This window comes from Enterovibrio nigricans DSM 22720, from assembly GCF_900167155.1.
Classification (GTDB): Bacteria; Pseudomonadota; Gammaproteobacteria; order Enterobacterales; family Vibrionaceae; genus Enterovibrio; species Enterovibrio nigricans.
Genome location: NZ_FUXU01000086.1, coordinates 1 through 15,856 on the forward strand (window position 1 = coordinate 1; position 15,856 = coordinate 15,856).

The following is a 15,856-nucleotide window of genomic DNA, read 5'->3' on the forward strand; positions in this document are numbered from 1 at the left end:
TTTAGACATGAGACTACGACGATTGATGGGTGTAGCCGATCAGATCGTAGCTTCTAGATTTAGTTCCATCGATTTAAGCAACAAAGCCCCACTCACCATCACTAATGAGGAATACAAATCCACGATAAATACTCATCGTACCCAGAGTAACGACGATAGAGGGTATATTCAGTTTCCAAACTAAAAATCCATTAAACATCCCAAGAAGTACACCAAATCCAATCCCAATAAATAGGATGACGACCAACGATAAATCAGGATATATGCTATTAAGCATGGCCATCGTCATACCCGTTAGTGCCACATTGGCCGCAACAGACAGATCGATACAACGCGTCAATATAACCAGCATTTGGCCTAACGCGAGAATGATCAAAATGGCCGTGTCTGTATACACTGAGAGCAAATTCTCGGGGCTGATAAAACTCGGGTTAAGCAATGATATCAATACAATCAGCAAGAGTATGACAGCACTAAGAAGTGACTCTCGACGTTTTGGTAAGTAGTCCATGGTTAATGCTCCCATCCCGTCGCTGCCGATACTATTTTCTCTGCTGAGAAATCCTCCTGTTCAAACTCAGCCACACTAAGCCCCTCGTGCATTACAACTATCCGGTCAGACATTCCCATCACTTCCGAAAGTTCAGAAGACACCATGATCACGGCTAAGCCTTCTTTTACGAGGTCCGACATAAAGTGATACACAGCCGCTTTCGAACCAATATCAATCCCTTTTGTTGGTTCATCTAATATGATCACCTTCGGCGCTGTCGCTAACTACTTCCCGATAACAACTTTTTGCTGATTTCCACCGGAGAGATTCTCGACTTTTTCATATAAATTTGGCGCTTTAACATGGAGTCGCTTTGCGTATTTTTGAGCAAGATTATATTCATTGGAATCATTTAAGAGACCTTGAGAATTAATTTGGTCAAGTTGAGGTAGGCCAATATTTTGATAAATAGGCAGCTGTATGATTGCACCTTGTGCTTGCCTTTCTTCCGGAACATAAACGATGCCATGACGAATCGCTTCCGCTGGAGAGTTTATTGTAATTTCTTGCCCATCAAGGAAAACATTCCCTTTCATTCCTTTAGATACACCAAAAATAGCCTGCATGAGTTCTGTACGGCCTGCGCCAACCAACCCATAGAAACCCAGTATTTCACCGCGTCTAAGTTGAAAGCTAATATTGTCAAATTCAGTGGGATGACTTAAGTTGCAAACCTCCAATATCGTGGCTTTAATCTCAGCGCCACCTTTGGGATAAACCTGATCAACGGTTCGACCAACCATCAATGTGACGAGTTCAGCTTCGCTTGTTTGTTCTATATCCCCTTGAGCTATGTAGCAACCGTCTCTATAAACAGTGTATCGGTCCGCGATTCGAAATATTTCATCAAATTTGTGGGAGATAAAAAGGATCGCGCAACCCTGAGCTTTCAGTCGCTCAACAATCTTATATAGCTCTTCAATTTCGTGAAAAGACAATGCTGCTGTTGGCTCATCTAAAATTACCACTCGCGCGTCAAATGAGAGAGCACGAGCAATGGCGACCATATGGCGCTGGCCAATACTCAGCTGTTTGAGCCTTGCTTTTGGATCAACCGGTGCCTCTATATCGAGAAGTATTTTCCTCGCCTTTTTATGCATTTTTGGCCAATCCAACATGCCCCAGCGGCCTTTGCGAAGGTAATGCCCAGCAAAAATGTTTTCGGTAACCGTTAATTCATCAAATAGGACTGTTTCTTGGTGAATCGCAGTGATACCCATTGAACGAGCAGATTCTGGATTCAATATGTCTACAGACTCACCATCGAAAAACACCTTTCCTTCATCAGCTTGATAAATACCGGTTATCGTTTTTACGAGAGTAGATTTGCCAGCACCATTTTCACCAATCAGTGCCACTACCTGACCTGCGTACAGCTCAAGATTGACACTATTCAGTGCTTTGACACCAGGAAACGATTTAGTGATCCCATTTAGAGCAAGAAGTGGCGTAGTGGTAGTCATCTGAATATCCTTCTCTCATCGACACCTTTACGTTGAAATCTTTCCTATTTGGCTTGATATCCCCAAGGTATTCGCTAAGGGAGTGACCTAGAATTCATGCCTCGTCTTAGTATTTTAGCCTGCGTGACCAACTGCGATTTTTCGAATGTTTGACGTTAAATCAAGGCAGGCTCATCGCCTGCCCTCACGTCAAAGAAGACCTTAAAATACGTCTGCAAAATCATGTACGTTTGAAGCGTCGTAAATAAACGGTTCAGCCATGGCGGCATTCCCATTTTCATCAAGCGTGGCAACGCCCATGCGACCCATCCCTACTTGCTTAGTCGATGCATTATCGTGAACGAGATTGTGTGAAATCATCGTTGCTGCATAGCCAAGGTCAATTGGGTTCCAGATAGCGAAGCTTTTAACTGCACCACTATCAACATGACCTGCTAACTCAGATGGCAGCCCTAGCCCTGTTACATAAACCTGACCAATTTTACCTTCATCTTTTACAGCCTGAGCTGCAGCCACAATACCTACAGATGTCGGAGCGACAATCGCTTTGAGGTTCGGATACGTCTTCAACAGCCCAACCGCTTCACGATAACTTATCTGCTAAGTCATCGCCATATACAGTTCTGACTAATTTAAGGCCGGGATACTGAGGCAGTACTTTCTTCATCTCCTCTATCCAAATATTCTGGTTCGTTGAAGTGGGCGTTGCGCTTAAGATGGCAATATCACCCGCGTCAGAACCACTTGCACGCACAGCCTCATCTGCAAGCTTGATATTCATTTCACCAATCAGAGTGTTACTCGAAGGATTAAGGTGCACCTGGCGGCCTTCGTTGGCGACGCCGGAGTCCCATGAAATAACTTTGATGCCACGTTGCTGCGCTTTTTTGAGGATCGGAACTAGCGCATCAGCATCGTTTGCTGAAACGGCAATTGCATCGACTTTTTGGGCAATTAATGAATTGATTACTTCGATTTGGCCTTCAGCAGTCGTGGTAGTAGGACCTGTGTATATCACTTCTGTATTACCAAGTTCCTTTGCTGCTTCGTTAGCACCTTCTGCTGCAGCTTCAAAAAAACCAATACCTAAAGCCTTAACAACTAAGCCAATACGCGTATTTTCGGCATTCGCGATACCTGCAAAGGTGACCGATGCTACAACGATAGCTGTTGTGAAAAGTTTATTAACTAGCATATGTGCGTACTCCATCTTTCATATGTCACTGTCCATTACCCTCAACATATGAAGGCAACGCCATCAATCCTCGGGAATAACCTCTTCAGCAATAATAAGGCTACACCCCTGCTCTTGAATTAATTCACGAGATTCAGCATCTAAATTTCGATCGGTTATCACGATGTTTATTTCTCTCAGGGGACAGAGAATCAAGCTGCTTCTTTGCTTGAATTTTGAGCTGTCTACTAATAAGACTCTTTGCTCTGCCTGTTTCATCAATCGGCTAGTTCCTTGCGCAACTTGCGGATCCGTCTCCATTACGCCCATCGGGCCAACACCCTGAGCACCAAAAAAAATCTTTGATGCACAAAAACTCTTTGTTCCATCTTCCTCAAACGGGCTCAATATCAAATTCTGATCTGGATATACTTTTCCTGCAGGAAGATTTACGACGTTTTTGCTGTTTTTTAATAGGTATTCTGCAATCACAAATGAATTGGTCATCACTTGCATATTCCGGTTTTTTAAATGCTCGGCCATCATAAAAGCCGTGCTACCACCACCGATAATGATGGAATCACCATCATCGCAAAGCACTGCAGCCGCTTTTGCAATGAGATGTTTCGGCTCTGCATTAATGGTTTGACTGATTGCGAAAGGCCTGCCCGCTAAAAATGTAGATGTGGGAGGACTTAATGCCTCTGCCCCCCCTCGGACTCTTATCAAACGACCTTCTTTATGCAGCGTATTAATATCTCTTCGAATTGTCGCTTCTGAAGAACCCAGTAACTCCACTAAATAACTTACCGTCACGACAGGTCGTTCTGCAGTTTCCGCAATGATAATTCTGTGGCGCTCTCTTTCATGCATAATCAACCTCCTTCAATCAATATCGGTCATAATCAAGATAAAAACAAGCCAAAATTACAACTTTGTGATCTTTTTGTTTGCTTTAGGTTGTCATTTTTCACTTGCAACAATCACATTCAGTCATTATGCTATTAATTCCAAGCATAATCGGTCACGCCATTATGCCGATTAAGCAAACGACTCACAAAACCTAATAGGGGGCATTCTCAATGACTGGTTCGGATTCTAACAATAACACGCCTATCCCAAACCTATGGGACAAGGAATACGCATTGGGGAGGAGCGAATCTGATTTGCTGATTTATCGTTCAAACCTTCTTGGCTCAGATAAAAGAGTGACAAATTATGGTGGTGGCAATACATCCGCAAAAATCATGTCTAAAGACCCCATTAGCGGAGAGCCTGTTGAGGTTCTCTGGGTAAAAGGGTCAGGCGGTGATATTGGAAGTATAAAAAGTGACGGATTTTCCACGCTCTACCTCGACAAGCTAAGCCAATTGAAAACGCTTTATAGAGGCGAAGAGTTTGAGGATGAAATGGTCGGCTACCTTCCCCATTGTACTTTTAACCTAAACAACCGTGCTGCGAGTATAGATACACCTCTTCACGCTTATATCCCCTACAAGCACGTTGATCACCTCCACCCTGATGCAGTTATTGCAATTGCTGCCAGTACCCAAAGCAAAGCGATGACAGAGGAAATTTTTGATGGTGAAATCGGTTGGTTACCTTGGCGTCGTCCAGGTTTTATACTGGGTTTAGAGCTAGAAAAGATAGTGACTGAAAACCCACACCTCAAGGGCGTCGTCTTAGAATCTCACGGCTTGTTTACTTGGGCTGACACATCTGAAGCATGTTACCGGTTATCTCTCACTATCATAAACAAAGCACAACGTTGGTTAGATAATAAATTGGAGGGTACCGCCTGTTTCGGTGGTAATAAGCACACGTCCCTACCCACCGAACGACGCCTCGAAATCGCATCAGAACTGATGCCGATCATTCGCGGAAAAACCAGTGCTCATCAACAGCAGATTGGACATTTCAATGATTGCCCAGAGGTGTTGGCGTTTGTAAATAGTGCCCAGCTTTTCACGTTGTCGTTTTTGGGCACCTCCTGCCCCGATCACTTTTTGAGAACAAAAATCAGACCATTAGTATTGGAATTCAATCCTGATTCACCTGATTTAGAACAGCTAATCTCCCAATTAGACGCTCGGCTAGAGACGTATCGTGCAGACTACGCTGCTTACTATGAGCGCTGCAAAAACGAAAATAGCCCAGCGATGCGTGATGCAAACCCCATCGTCTATTTAATACCCGGTGTCGGCATGCTGACTTTCGCCAAGGACAAAGCAACAGCGCGTATCGCGGGAGAATTCTATGTAAATGCCATCAATGTAATGCGTGGAGCATCCGCCGTTGGCGACTATGTGGGCTTACCAGAGCAAGAAGCATTTAATATCGAATACTGGCTTCTTGAGGAAGCAAAACTTCAGCGCATGCCAAAACCAAAATCGCTTGCTGGGAAAGTCGCATTAATTACAGGTGGAGCGGGTGGTATCGGTTTAGCCACAGCAGAGAAGTTGCTTTCTGAAGGTGCTTGCGTGCTTTTAGCAGATATCGATCAAGAGAGTTTAGATCAAAGCGTTGCAAAACTCGGCGATGTTTACTCATTAGATCAAATTGATGGTTTCAAAATGGATGTCACCTCTGAGCAAGATGTTATTGATGCTTTTGCATTTGTATCACATCGATTCGGCGGGGTAGATATTGTCATTTCCAATGCAGGTATCGCTTCATCATCAGCATTAGATGAAACGACAATAGACACTTGGCACTTCAATCAATCAATTCTTTCTACAGGCTACTTCTTAGTGTCACGCGAAGGATTTAAGAAGCTAAAAACGCAGAATACTGGCGGTTCCTTTGTGTTTATTGCCAGCAAAAATGGGTTGGTACCCTCAATCAATGCTTCCGCCTATTGTGCCGCCAAGGCGGCGGAAATTCAGCTAGCACGTTGTGTAGCAATCGAAGGTGCGCAATGGGGAATTCGTGCGAACGTCGTTAACCCCGATGCAGTGCTTAAAGGCTCTAAGATTTGGACGGGTAAATGGAAAGAAGAACGCGCCACAGCCTATAACTTGAGCGAGGATAGTCTGGAGGAACACTACCGCCTGCGCAGTATGCTAAAACTAAATGTACTTCCGGAAGATATTGCTGAGGGCATTTACTTCTTTGTATCTGACAAATCGGGAAAATCCACAGGAAATATATTAAATGTCGATGCGGGGCATGCACCCTCGTTCACACGTTGATTAAAGGGAGCATTACAATGACAACGATGATAGAGCAAGAATTGGTCAGTGAAGAAAACGCAACATTGCGTTATCAACTCCACGCCGATTACGATGCGCTCGCTGAAAAATTGTCTCGCACCAATGTCGATATAGAGAAGGTATGTGAAAGTGCAAAAGGCTTCGCTGTTGCACTTCCTTCATGGGGTTTAGGCACAGGAGGAACGCGTTTTGCCCGCTTTCCTGGAAACGGTGAACCTCGCAATATTTTTGAGAAGATAGATGATTGCTCTGTGGTGAATCAACTCGGCCAAGCAACGCCTGCGGTATCCCTTCATATTCCATGGGATCGGCGACTGATCCATCGGAGCTTCGCGCCTACACCGAGGCGCGTAACTTGAAATTCGACGCTATGAACTCCAATACTTTTCAAGACCAATTGGACCAAAAAGAGACATATAAGTATGGAAGCTTAAGTGCTTCACAGGAACAAGTACGAGAACAGGCAATTCAACACAATATCGATGTGATAGAACTTGGTCGAAAGCTGGGTTCAAACGCGTTAACTGTCTGGGTTGGAGATGGCTCAAATTTCCCCGGCCAACAGGATTTCACGCGATCCTTTGCTCGCTATCTTGATTCAACAAAAGAAATCTATGCTGCGCTTCCTCCTGACTGGACAATGTTGCTGGAGCATAAGATCTTTGAGCCCGCATTTTATTCAACCGTGATACAGGACTGGGGAAGCTCATACTTGGCCGCAACCGAAATTGGTAAACGATGCCAATGCCTGGTTGATCTTGGCCACCACGCACCAAGTGTAAATATAGAGATGATTGTCGCTAGACTCGCTCAATTTGGAAAGCTGGGTGGTTTTCACTTTAATGACAGCAAGTATGGCGACGATGATTTAGATAGTGGGTCTATCAACCCTTACCAGCTATTTTTGGTGTTTAATGAACTGGTAAAAATAAGCCAACGAAACGGTACTTTTTCACCTTTTTATATGCTCGACCAGTCGCACAATGTTACCGACCCTATCGAAAGCCTCATCTACAGTGCAGCAGAAGTACAACGGGCATTCATCAAAGCGTTATTAGTAAACCGCACTGCTCTGCATCAGTATCAAGAAGCAAATGACGCACTGATGGCACAGGCAACGTTAAAATCCGCATACAATCTAGATGTAGAGCCCATTTTACAAATGGCTCGCTACCAATCTGGCGGTGCAATAGAACCAATAGAGGTTTATCGGAAAAGTGGCTATCGCTCTATCTGTGGCAAAAATCGGCCAGAGTCTAAACGTACAGGTTCAGGCATTGTTTGATTGTATTTTCTGTTGATGAGGCAGAAAGCGCAAGTTTAGGCCAGCTTGGAATTTTGGGCCGTACAATGAAGTTTAATGATAGAAAAAAGCGCCGAACCCTGTCGGCGCTTCTTAAAACAAGCAGTAAAAGTGGTGAAATCACTTCGCAATATTGAAGAAAGATCCATCTTTACAGGTAAATGTGTAGAATTTATCGCGCTCCATGAACTTCTCGAAGCCTTTACCTTCACAATAGGTCGCATTCAAATCAGTAGAAATATTCAGGCGGCTATCGACGACTCGCTGATCAGGGTTAGGCATCGACTCAGCGGTTTCAATTGAAGAGCATCCACTTAAAACAAGTCCTGCCACTGCCATCGCTAGTATTTTTTTCATTTATACTTTCTCTTTATAAAACGTAATTTGAGCCATCATTGCACGAGAGCAATATTTCGCCATCTTCACTCGACTGAAAATCTCGGATGCCCATGCTGGAACAATAAACCCTATCCATTTCTACAATATTATCGACCGAAATATCGCCTCTAATAACGTAAGAACTGCCGTTGTAACACATTACTCTCAGGCCATCTTCAGTGAATGAGTAGGCTTTTGTACTATCACTGTGACAAAGTTTTATTGAGGTATCAATACGCTCATCAATGGGATCTTTTGGCGATGAGCACCCTGCAAGCAAAATCGTAGCAAGGATAGGAAAAAGTGCTTTCATGGTAGGTACCTGTTTCTATTCACTAATGTCAGCTTTAGCATAACCACAAGGTAGCATATGCTCTTAGTATAAACTAAGATAATTCAAACTGTTTCATTCAGTTCAGATACCACATCAAATCATCGTTAAGTCACGAAATAAGTAATTTTAAGTTCGTATTCAACAAATCTGGGGACGAAGTTGCTGTTACCGGTGTAATTCCATAGTCAGACATATGTTTAAGAACGAGAGCCGATGTCGAGACCCCCTTTTCTTTCGCTGCGGTTTGTAACTCTTCCAGAAGGATACAATTTATCAAATTGTCATAGGCTTCTGGAAGCTCATCAGGTGACTGCTCAAAGTAACCGTCCATCAGCGGGCTATAGCCTATTATTTCAGGTTTGAACGGTAAGCCATTTAACGCGCCGAACAGATGTTCATTCATCACAATCTGCGGACCAAATTGCGCATCTGAATTCGGTGTGATCAGAGAGTAGCGGTATTGCGCTTGATTGAATGGAACAAGTCCGTGCTCTTGAATTACATTCACAAGCAGAAGCATTCTCGCTTCCGTATAGTTTGAAATTCCAAGCTGCCTAACCGTCCCTTCGGCAACGAGTGCACTCATCTCTTTCCATGTTTCAAGCAATGGCGTATTGAGATCATCAACATGCGCATACAAGGTATCGATATAGTCAGTTTGCAATCGGGTTAAACAATCATCAACCGATCGGCGAATATTGTCTCGGGACAAACCGTCTAATTCGTTATACGTAAACCCATCAACAGACTGGGCGCCTATTTTTGTCATAATATGCAAATCATCACGGCGCCGTGTCTTCAGCCATTCACCAATAAGCTTCTCGCTTTCCCCACCTTCACCGTCTGGATGCCAGCATGCATAATTGTTGGCGGTATCTAGACGTTCTCCACCGAGCTCTACAAACCTGTCTAACACAGAGTAACTTTGTTCACGATCCGTGAACGTCCCAAATTTTGCGGTACCTAATATGACAGGGAACATGAAATCTCCTCTGCGGGTGGGCTAAGTGCATAGATTACAGAGGTTGCACTTTTGTAATCACATTGTTAACCATAGACATGGTCGGTATTTTGCTCAATGAATTACAAAGCAGTCGTGCAGGAAAAGCGGCTTATACTGAATTTTTCTCAGCTATGAAGAACAAAGGACGCAAAAGCGTCCTATTTGAGTTAGCGAAGAGTTCGTTGAAACTAGTAGCCTGTTGCTTCCATAAAGCCAACACCTTTCTTTGAGCCTGTAACTTCAACCGGTCCTTCCCAATAGGGAAAAGCAAAAGCAAGCCAATTTTGGCTGTTCAATGGCACTGTCTCAATCATCACGCCATGATTAGGCAACGCTAATTTCCAATGTGTAGGGACATAGCGACCCGAGCCGACTTTAGTGAATGACAATGGCATCGTCTCTATGTCTTCTGGCTTTAACATAGACGTCTCGCCCTTCGCGCTTGTTAGCGACCCAAATCGATGTGGACCATTTTCGCTGCGAACCTGAACCATCACCAATGAGTCACCGTCGTCAAATTGCAGAGCAAACCAGTCCCAACCCTTTTGATCGTCATTGAGCGCCTTGGTACTCCACTCTCGATCAATCCAACCTTTTCCGGTCACTTCGACGTCCACGCCGTCAATGTTCAATGTGCCGACGACGTTAACAGCAGGCACACTGAAATAGTAAGACGCCACGTTTAAGGTCGCGTGCTTCTGGCTATAACCATCTACACCCTGAAGCACCTCTTTCTGTGTCAACGTCATATTGAGATTGAAATCGAAGTTATGCTCACCCGCCACAAGCTTGGCTGGAAACGGTTCGTTTGATTCAGATGTCCATTGCCAATCATCTAGCCAAACAGAGAATGGACTCGTGGATACACCAGCTTGCCCTATTCCTCCGCGAGCAAATCGCTCTGAGCTATACACCTTATCAGAGGTAGTAAGCACCGCGTGCGCCATATAGATATGCTGGTTATTCCACTTCTCACCTTTGAGAGATAAACTTATAAACTAAAAAGAATGTTATTTTACTCGGATGGCCTCATGCCTTGAGATTGCTAGTGATTGCTGATTACACAGTTCTTTGTGCTAGGTTAATTATCAAATATAAGATAACACTCTTAATCATGAAAAGAGCAAGCACCTCTGTAGTTGCTCTTCATGTGGTATTCGATGATCTTTTATGCCGAATCTAAACGGTATAGTCAGAGGGCTTCCCAAGTACCATTGCAACTTCGCCTATAATCCGTAGTCGTTCGAGTTCACTTCTAGGTAGAAAGTCTTCTTCGTATAAGGAGTTGTCACTGATGATCCTATATCCATCTCTCATCAAGTCAAACTCAAGCCGCTTCACCTTTAGTTCACCATCTAAATTAAGAACATGAACACCATGAACCACTTTGTATGGACTAAATTCTTTTCGGTTGATTAGCAAATCGGCTCCGCTTTCAATTGTAGGCTCCATGCTATCGCCTCTGGATTCAATGATACATAAATCAGCAGAAGACAGCCTATGTCGCCTCAAGTAAGCGTCAGTGAAAGGGAATTCGTCTATTACGCTTTCAGAATCTATGTAAGAGCCATAGCCAGCAGAGGCTACGATTTCGAACTTATCTATAAACGTCACGGGAATTGAAGGGGGCTTTACTTCAATTTCTTTCGATTCTGTATCTTCGCTTAAAAACCACCAGATAGGCTTATTGGCAACTTTAGCTATCGCTTCTAGGTTTTCTAGATTGGGCGTCGTCTCGCCTTTTCGGTATTTTCTAATGGTAGCTTCTGATATTCCGCATTTTTGTGCGAACGCCACGTTAGCTTCACCATTCATTGCGTCTTCTAAACGTGCAATAAAGCGGTTTTTTATATCAACTTGAAAAAACCGATCTTGCTCGTTTTTTTTTTCGAGAGTCTTTTCTTTGTAAGTATCTGACATATAAAGCCTTTTAGATCAAAGTTTATCGCAAACTCAAAATCGGATAAAAAACCGAATGAGAATGCTTGACTCGCAGATTAATTCGATCAAGTATTTAGCTCAGAAACTTAGTATCGAATTTAAATGCCAATGGTTAGTTGTGTAACTAACTATCTTAGCAAAGAAATAGGTAGGAGATCATTATGTTGATTGAAAAAAACGATATGCATCGAATTGACATTGTTGCTGCGCTTCATAAAAAAGGCGTTACCGTAAAAACACTTTCTATCCAAGCAGGGTTGGCTCCAACGACATTATCTAATGCATTGAATAGACCATGGCCTAAAGGTGAAAGAATAATCGCAGAAGCATTGGATGTTCAGCCTCATGATATTTGGCCTAGTCGTTATGCAAATGAGGTTATCTAAGATGTTTGTAACAGCGAAAGATTGCCTAGGGTTAGCAGGAATGCCAACGCGTATACATAACGTTCGAAATAAATTGAATAAATTGGCACTAGATCATCAAAAACGTAAGTGTGAAGGTTCTAAAGCTTTTGAATACCACATTGATTGTTTACCAGAAGCGACACGTTTGTTTTTGATCCAACGTGATGCAAAAAAACAAGCAGATGCTATCGAAGTGCAAGCGCCAGCAAAGAGCGAACAGATATCTTCTGATGAATTGTGGTTCGATTTTGATTGCTCATCTGATGCCAAGAAAGACCGAGCTAAAAAACGTCTTGAGGTGTGCTTATTCGTTAAAGGTTTAGTTGAGAACAACAATACCAAGATGAAAGCAGCCATGCGTGAAGCTGCGGAGTTCTTTGGTCACTCTTATGGCGCGGTGCATCGTTGGTTTTATATCGCACCTGGTCTGCAAAAAAACAAAATCCCTGTTGAGGATTGGCTAGCGGCGTTAGTGGATAAGCAAGGTTTAGCGGTTACTCGCTTTGCTGAGTTCTCGCCAGAAGCATGGTCTTTCTTTAAAGCTGATTTTCTTCGCCCTGAGCAACCTGTTCATGCGGAGTGTTACCGTCGATTAGAGCAAGCAGCAAGTCGCAACGGTTGGGCAATTCCTTGCAGCGGCACAGTTAAGGCATGGGTTGATAAGCATATCCCTAGCGAGGTGATCACCTTGACTCGTGGCGGTCGCTTTGCTGCTAAGCAAACACTAATCCCTGCACAACGCCGTAGCCGTGAAGGTCTACACGCAATGCAAATCGTTAGTGGTGATGGTCATACGTTCAGATTACGTGTGCATTTAGAAGATGGTGGCAAGGTAATCAGGCCGACAGTGTGGGCGTTCCAAGATGTCTACAGCTCAATGATTGTGGGTTACTCCATCGATATCTCAGAGAACACAGAGATGTTAGGTATTGCGCTTTACAACATGGTTTCAAACTTCGGTATCCCTGATTTGTTTGTTCTCGATAGAGCATCAGCTTCTCTTGGTGAAGCGATGACAGGTCGAATGAGCAGACCGAAGCAAACGAAAAACGGTTTGGTTCATAAGAAATTCGACACCGCCGAAGTGGAAGGCGCAATCACGGCAATGGGTTCAAGTGTGAGCTGGTCGTTGGTTGAGGATGACAACGTAGGCCGTAAAGGTAACGCAAGGTCAAAACCAATCGAGCGTCTATTTCACAGTAAAGGCGGTATCGGTCAGTTTGAGCGTCACCCTGCTTTTACTGGCGCGTATACAGGTTCTTCGGTGGTTGATAAGCCTGCGAACTATGGCGAAACCTCAGTACACATTGATTTGGTGGTTGAGATGTTCTCGCAATGGGTTGCTGAATGGAATGAAGAAGCGAAGCGCCGCACTGAACTAGCCCGTGGCATCTACAGCTATAAACAAGTGTTTGAGCAAAGCTATGCGGTTAGTCAGATTCGCAAGCCAACAGACACACAATTGCGCTTATGTCTGCTGCGCACCCAGAAAGCCGTCAGGGTTCATGAGGGTGGCTTAGTTGAGTTAAATGCAGGACGTTACAGTCAAGGCAGAACGAACCGATATTCAAGCCGTTTATTGTTTGAATACATTGGTGGCAAGGTCAACCTTCGCTTTAACCCATACGACTTAACCAAGCAGGTTTATGCGTATGGTGAGGACGGTAAATTCATTGGCCCAATCCCACTAAACGGTGACGTGGCATTTAATGATTTATCAGCGGCAAGACGCCAAAGCCTAATGCAAGAAGAAGCGCTAAGCAGTGCAGAGTTTATGGTTTCACAAATGGGCTTGTTATCGAAAGAAGAATTGAAGCGTTTAGCCACCAGCGATAAGTCGAGTGATGAGTTGGGCGGATTGGTTCCAGGTATCTCTCAGATGGTGCCAGATATGGACGTTTCATTTATGGAAGAAAAACGCGCCGTAGGACACGACGCGAGTTTTGAACCGCAAGTAGATATGAGTTCCGATGAAGTGACCGCTTCACTGGTACATCTCTTTGGGAATAAGTAAAAAATAACGGGATAAATGATGAATCAAATTATTGAACAAGTCAAACAACTACAAGAAACCAGTGGTTTGAGTAATCGCCAACTGGCGAAACAAGCTGGCTTTGGTGAGGCCATTTTAAGTGGTCTGTTTAAAGGCTCTTACCCTGGTAACTCGCAGAAGTACCTTGAAATGCTGCAAGTATGGGTAAGCACACAGGGCGAGTTTAAAGAGAGCATTAAACAGGCTTTAAGTGAACCTGGCTTTATTAACCTACCGACGGCGAAGCGCATCATTAACTTGATGTCTACAGCGCAAACGCTCTCTCGTTGGTCAATGGCTTATGAAGGCTCTGGTGTTGGCAAAACGATGGCAGCAAAAGAGTATCAACGTACTCATAGCAATGTGTGGATTATCACCGCCTCGGCGTTCTGTAAGACCTCTCGCTTTGTTCTCGGTGAATTAGGTGAATGCCTTGGCATTCGTACTCAAGGCATGACGGTAGCGCGTATGTCTCAAGCTATCGCTAAAGAGTTGGATGGTGCAAAAGGTTTGATTGTTGTTGATGAGGCTCAGTACCTATCAGACGACGTACTTAATGGCTTGCGCATCCTGTCGGAAGGTAAAGCAGGTGTGATGTTATTGGGTAACGATATGGTGCGAACTCGCATGAGTGCCACTCGCTCAATCGTCAACATGAAGCCTGTTTGGTCACGCATCATTCATCCAGCAAAGATTACAGAAGCATCAAAGGATGATATCGAAGCTTATGTAAAGGCTTGGGGTATTACGAACGGCGAGATGATTAGTTACGCCAAGAAGGTAACGCCGTCTACAAATGGTCAACTGCGCACCCTTGGCGACGTGATCAAATTGTCGCTATCGATGGCCCACTCAAGCGGTTGTGAGGTGTCATTAGCCCACATGAAGCAATCATTTGATTATTTAACCGCTTCCATTAAGTGAGGTCGTTATGGGTAAGGTTTCGGATGAAATTATCGCAACGCTTACTCGGTACGGTGAATTAGAACGGTTTCAACTGATTGATTTATTGAGATCTAAATGTAAGACGCCGCAACTGATTAATACGATTTGGCGATTAAAGAATTTTGGTTCGATTGAGAGTAAAGGCTATAAGCGAGGTCGAGTCATTTACAAGGCAACAGGCAAGCCGCACACCAAAATGTGCCTCTCTTGCTTAAAGCGATGTGATGCATGGTTAGTGAATGATGATGGTGTCTGTGGGTATTGCCGCCATCACAACAAACAAGCTACGGCAGAGCATCAAGTGGAACAACTTAATCAGATTTTACCGATTGGTTACACAAGGCAACTAATCCATAGAAATCAGAAGTCGAAAAGGAATACACCATGATTGCAGATCACTTTGTATGGCTCGCAGGCGGTCGAGTTCTCAGTCGCAGGCAGCAAGGTAAAAACGAAATCGTCACCTCAGATTCCCCGTTACTGTTAACGGATGAACTGAAAGAAGGGAAAGAACCAACACAAATTAAAACCAGCATCAACGGCATTGAAAAAGTCATGAATGCATTTCGAGTTAACGCTCGTGAGTTGGTGGTTTGGGAATCACATTAATATTGAAATCAGATAAGGAATACAACCATGTTAAACACAATCAATAACGTACCTGAAGGCTGCATGTTAGATCGCAAAGGTCGCTATGTACCAATTAACCAAGTGCCAGCGCATGACCTTGAAATGAACGACTTTGTGATCCGTTTGGTTAATCAAGCCAAAGAGCAGCAAGAGGCATTACGTAAGTTCAAAGAGCAAGCGTTTGGTGATTGCTACGCCTTTATGGATTTGCTTGCTGAGAAGTACGAGCGCAAGGTAGGCGGCAAGAAAGGCAACGTTAGCTTTACCTCATACGATGGTGCGCACGTTGTGAAGATTCAGGTGGCAGACAGTACGCACTTTGGCCCAGAGCTGCAAATCGCTAAAAACATCATTGATGAATGTTTAAGTGATTGGGCTGGCAACGGGCTTTGTTGCTTAATTCGGTTGGAAGACATGGCAGCCTAAAGTTGTTCGGTTCTTAAGCAATATACTGAGTTTCAGGCATACCCAGTCCTGTAAG

At 44.0% G+C, this 15,856-nt stretch carries 19 protein-coding genes; 8 read left to right on the forward strand and 11 right to left on the reverse strand.

The window, feature by feature from the left end; genetic code table 11:
* Nucleotides 1-73: 73 nt before the first annotated feature.
* The 6 genes from B5D35_RS19725 to B5D35_RS19740 all read right to left on the reverse strand — a co-directional run bounded on the left by B5D35_RS19725 (nt 74) and on the right by B5D35_RS19740 (nt 4,063).
* Nucleotides 74-511, reverse strand: a complete 438-nt coding sequence (locus B5D35_RS19725; protein ID WP_078754206.1) for an ABC transporter permease — start codon at nt 509-511, stop codon at nt 74-76.
* 2 nt (nt 512-513) lie between these two features.
* On the reverse strand, nt 514-759 hold the full coding sequence (locus B5D35_RS24610; RefSeq protein WP_212567558.1) for a hypothetical protein: 246 nt from the start codon (nt 757-759) through the stop codon (nt 514-516).
* 18 nt (nt 760-777) lie between these two features.
* Entirely contained in the window at nt 778-2,016 is a 1,239-nt protein-coding gene (locus B5D35_RS19730; protein WP_269809052.1) for a sugar ABC transporter ATP-binding protein, read from the reverse strand.
* 201 nt (nt 2,017-2,217) lie between these two features.
* Nucleotides 2,218-2,586, reverse strand: coding sequence for a substrate-binding domain-containing protein (locus B5D35_RS25305; protein WP_212567559.1), 369 nt, complete (start codon nt 2,584-2,586; stop codon nt 2,218-2,220).
* A 13-nt stretch (nt 2,587-2,599) separates the two neighbouring features.
* Nucleotides 2,600-3,211, reverse strand: a complete 612-nt coding sequence (locus B5D35_RS25310; RefSeq protein WP_198557089.1) for a substrate-binding domain-containing protein — start codon at nt 3,209-3,211, stop codon at nt 2,600-2,602.
* Nucleotides 3,212-3,274: 63 nt separating this feature from the next.
* A complete protein-coding gene (locus B5D35_RS19740) occupies nt 3,275-4,063 on the reverse strand; it encodes a DeoR/GlpR family DNA-binding transcription regulator (protein ID WP_078754207.1) in 789 nt (262 codons plus the stop codon).
* Between the two features lie 209 nt (nt 4,064-4,272).
* On the opposite strand from B5D35_RS19740, the gene B5D35_RS19745 reads away from it, so the two are divergent.
* Genes B5D35_RS19745 through B5D35_RS19750 form a run of 3 tightly spaced genes read left to right on the forward strand, consistent with a single transcriptional unit; the run spans nt 4,273 to nt 7,687 of the window.
* Entirely contained in the window at nt 4,273-6,381 is a 2,109-nt protein-coding gene (locus B5D35_RS19745) for a bifunctional rhamnulose-1-phosphate aldolase/short-chain dehydrogenase (protein ID WP_078754208.1), read from the forward strand.
* A gap of 17 nt (nt 6,382-6,398) precedes the next feature.
* Nucleotides 6,399-6,761: a hypothetical protein gene (locus B5D35_RS24625; RefSeq protein ID WP_198557094.1), complete on the forward strand. Its 363-nt coding sequence runs from the start codon at nt 6,399-6,401 to the stop codon at nt 6,759-6,761.
* Complete coding sequence (locus B5D35_RS19750; RefSeq protein WP_198557095.1) at nt 6,758-7,687, forward strand: apurinic/apyrimidinic endonuclease family protein; 930 nt, start codon at nt 6,758-6,760, stop codon at nt 7,685-7,687. The genes B5D35_RS24625 and B5D35_RS19750 overlap by 4 nt, the downstream gene beginning before the upstream one ends.
* A 138-nt stretch (nt 7,688-7,825) precedes the next feature.
* Here the strand turns inward: B5D35_RS19750 and B5D35_RS19755 are convergent, their stop codons facing one another.
* The 5 genes from B5D35_RS19755 to B5D35_RS19775 all read right to left on the reverse strand — a co-directional run bounded on the left by B5D35_RS19755 (nt 7,826) and on the right by B5D35_RS19775 (nt 11,340).
* Nucleotides 7,826-8,062, reverse strand: a complete 237-nt coding sequence (locus B5D35_RS19755; protein WP_078754209.1) for a putative periplasmic lipoprotein — start codon at nt 8,060-8,062, stop codon at nt 7,826-7,828.
* A 13-nt stretch (nt 8,063-8,075) separates the two neighbouring features.
* Nucleotides 8,076-8,396 carry a YajG family lipoprotein gene (locus B5D35_RS19760; protein ID WP_078754210.1) on the reverse strand — a complete coding sequence of 107 codons (321 nt, stop codon included), beginning with the start codon at nt 8,394-8,396 and terminating at the stop codon, nt 8,076-8,078.
* A 130-nt stretch (nt 8,397-8,526) separates the two neighbouring features.
* The gene (locus tag B5D35_RS19765) at nt 8,527-9,399 is read right to left on the reverse strand and encodes an aldo/keto reductase (protein ID WP_078754211.1); all 873 of its coding nucleotides are present in this window, start codon (nt 9,397-9,399) and stop codon (nt 8,527-8,529) included.
* Between the two features lie 209 nt (nt 9,400-9,608).
* Entirely contained in the window at nt 9,609-10,415 is an 807-nt protein-coding gene (locus tag B5D35_RS19770; RefSeq protein ID WP_269809056.1) for a lipocalin-like domain-containing protein, read from the reverse strand.
* 184 nt (nt 10,416-10,599) lie between these two features.
* On the reverse strand, nt 10,600-11,340 hold the full coding sequence (locus B5D35_RS19775) for an XRE family transcriptional regulator (RefSeq protein WP_078754215.1): 741 nt from the start codon (nt 11,338-11,340) through the stop codon (nt 10,600-10,602).
* A gap of 182 nt (nt 11,341-11,522) precedes the next feature.
* On the opposite strand from B5D35_RS19775, the gene B5D35_RS19780 reads away from it, so the two are divergent.
* The 5 genes from B5D35_RS19780 (at nt 11,523) to B5D35_RS19805 (ending at nt 15,801) form a co-directional block, all read left to right on the forward strand.
* Nucleotides 11,523-11,747 carry a helix-turn-helix domain-containing protein gene (locus B5D35_RS19780; RefSeq protein WP_078754217.1) on the forward strand — a complete coding sequence of 75 codons (225 nt, stop codon included), beginning with the start codon at nt 11,523-11,525 and terminating at the stop codon, nt 11,745-11,747.
* Between the two features lies 1 nt (nt 11,748).
* The gene (locus B5D35_RS19785) at nt 11,749-13,782 is read left to right on the forward strand and encodes a transposase domain-containing protein (protein WP_170915227.1); all 2,034 of its coding nucleotides are present in this window, start codon (nt 11,749-11,751) and stop codon (nt 13,780-13,782) included.
* An 18-nt stretch (nt 13,783-13,800) separates the two neighbouring features.
* The gene (locus tag B5D35_RS19790) at nt 13,801-14,724 is read left to right on the forward strand and encodes an AAA family ATPase (RefSeq protein WP_170915228.1); all 924 of its coding nucleotides are present in this window, start codon (nt 13,801-13,803) and stop codon (nt 14,722-14,724) included.
* 405 nt (nt 14,725-15,129) lie between these two features.
* Entirely contained in the window at nt 15,130-15,354 is a 225-nt protein-coding gene (locus tag B5D35_RS19800; RefSeq protein WP_078754222.1) for a hypothetical protein, read from the forward strand.
* A 27-nt stretch (nt 15,355-15,381) separates the two neighbouring features.
* The gene (locus B5D35_RS19805) at nt 15,382-15,801 is read left to right on the forward strand and encodes a DUF3164 family protein (protein WP_078754224.1); all 420 of its coding nucleotides are present in this window, start codon (nt 15,382-15,384) and stop codon (nt 15,799-15,801) included.
* The last annotated feature ends 55 nt before the right edge of the window (nt 15,802-15,856 follow it).